This is a genomic window from Paramagnetospirillum marisnigri, assembly GCF_001650715.1.
Taxonomy (GTDB): domain Bacteria; phylum Pseudomonadota; class Alphaproteobacteria; order Rhodospirillales; family Magnetospirillaceae; genus Phaeospirillum; species Phaeospirillum marisnigri.
This window is the reverse complement of the sequence record NZ_LWQT01000121.1, coordinates 1-2,019: the sequence shown is the minus strand read 5'-3', so window position 1 is coordinate 2,019 and position 2,019 is coordinate 1. Positions and strand designations below refer to the sequence as shown.

At 61.6% G+C, this 2,019-nt stretch carries 3 protein-coding genes; all 3 read left to right on the top strand.

What is annotated here, in order from left to right; translation table 11 throughout:
- Positions 1-46: 46 nt before the first annotated feature.
- Genes mamQ through mamB form a run of 3 tightly spaced genes read left to right on the top strand, consistent with a single transcriptional unit; the run spans position 47 to position 2,003 of the window.
- Complete coding sequence (gene mamQ, locus A6A04_RS20535) at positions 47-865, top strand: magnetosome protein MamQ (protein ID WP_011383430.1); 819 nt, start codon at positions 47-49, stop codon at positions 863-865.
- Positions 862-1,116, top strand: a complete 255-nt coding sequence (gene mamR, locus A6A04_RS20530; RefSeq protein WP_068495891.1) for a magnetosome protein MamR — start codon at positions 862-864, stop codon at positions 1,114-1,116. Before mamQ ends, mamR begins: the two co-directional genes overlap by 4 nt.
- Positions 1,113-2,003 (top strand): magnetosome biogenesis CDF transporter MamB, encoded by an 891-nt coding sequence (mamB, locus tag A6A04_RS20525; protein ID WP_008622631.1) that lies wholly within the window; start codon positions 1,113-1,115, stop codon positions 2,001-2,003. Before mamR ends, mamB begins: the two co-directional genes overlap by 4 nt.
- Positions 2,004-2,019: the final 16 nt, after the last annotated feature.

Genomic DNA, 2,019 nt, shown 5'->3' with positions numbered 1-2,019 from the left:
CGTATGAGGGGCATTTCCTTCATACGACGAGCTTAGAGAGGCGGATATGGCATTAGGCGACGCGAATGTTGGTTCGGCCCCTGGGGTCGACTTCAGTGCGCTGCAACGGGTGAAGCAGTCGGAGGAGCTGCTTGCCCAGTTGTACGTGGTGGAGGAGACGCCTCGTCGTTTGGGGCGTGGGCCGGTGCACGCTCTTATGGTCATATCGGTTTTGTCGGTTGTTGCGTTCATCGCGACGTTGCTGATGCGCTACAACACCTTCGTGACCATGTCGGAAGACACGCAGGCGAAGCGGTCCAATTACGAGGTGATGATCCAGCGCCGGGACAATCTGTTCGGCAATCTTGTGAAGCTGACGCTGAACCATGCGGCATTGGAGCACTCGATCTTCTCGCATACCTCGGACAAGCGGACCGAGGGCGTTGAGGCGGGCAAGGGCGGCCCTATCGGCTCGGCGCTGGAGCAGCTGATGAAGCAGGGCGGGATCGGCAAGCTTCTGGGCGATATTGGGGGCGGCAAGGCGCTGCTGGGGGCCGACGGAGGCTTCGGCAATGCGCTGGGCCGTTTGATGGCGGTGGTGGAGCAGTATCCGACCATCCAGTCGGTGGACACCTACAAGCATATGATGACGTCGCTGGTGGAGATGGAAGACCGCATCGCGACGCGTCGGGAGGATTACAACGCCGCTGCCTCGACCTACAACATCGAGATCACCAAGTGGCCGTGGAACTATCTGGCGTTCATCACCGGGTTCAAGCGGGCGGAGTATTTCCAGGAAAAGCCGGCGGGCGACACGCCGATCATCACGCCGCAGCTGTTCCAGGAACTGTTGCCTCTCAACCATGCGCAGGACATCAAGAAATGATCTGGACGGCGGTGATCAAGGGGAGTGCGCTGGTGACCTTCGTGCAGGGCGCCATGGTGCTGGTGGACAAGATCTTCGGCGAGGAGATCTTGCCGCACCGGATCTACAGCAGCGCGGAAGCCTCGCAATTGCTGGGGGTGGACCGTCTCGAGGTGCTGGGCCTGATTCGTTCGGGGACGATCAAGGCGAAGAAGGTGGGTGATAATTATCGTATCCTGGGCTCCAATCTTGTGGATTACATGAACCGATGAAGTTCGAAAATTGCAGGGATTGCCGCGAGGAAGTGGTGTGGTGGGCCTTTACCGCCGACATCTGCATGACCCTGTTCAAGGGGGTCCTCGGGCTGATGAGCGGCAGCGTGGCGCTGGTGGCGGATTCGTTGCATTCCGGGGCGGACGTGGTGGCCAGCGGGGTGACCCAGCTCAGCTTGAAGATTTCGAACAAGCCGGCGGATGAGCGCTATCCGTTCGGCTACGGCAACATCCAATACATCTCGTCGTCCATCGTGGGCTCCTTGCTGCTGATCGGGGCCAGCTTCTTGATGTACGGCTCGGTGATGAAGCTGATCTCGGGGACCTACGAGGCGCCGAGCATCTTCGCGGCGGTTGGGGCGTCGGTGACGGTGATCGTCAACGAGCTGATGTATCGCTACCAGATCTGCGTGGGCAACGAAAACAACAGCCCGGCCATCATCGCCAATGCCTGGGACAACCGGTCCGACGCCATCTCGTCGGCGGCGGTGATGGTCGGCGTGATCGCCTCGGTGATCGGCTTTCCCATCGCCGACACCATCGCGGCCATCGGCGTCTCGGCCCTGGTGGGACGCATCGGCCTGGAACTGATCGGAACCTCGATCCACGGCCTGATGGACAGCTCGGTGGATACGGAATTGCTGCAGACCGCCTGGCAGGTGGCCATGGACACGCCCATGGTCCACAGCATCTATTTCCTGCGCGGTCGCCATGTGGGCGAGGACGTGCAGTTCGACATCCGCCTGCGCGTCGATCCCAATCTGCGCATCAAGGACAGTTCCATGGTGGCCGAGGCGGTACGCCGGCGCATCCAGGAGGAAATCCCCCACGCCCGCGACATCCGCCTGTTCGTCAGCCCGGCACCCGCCGCCGCGGCACGGGCCTGACCGAGAGAGGGGCGGC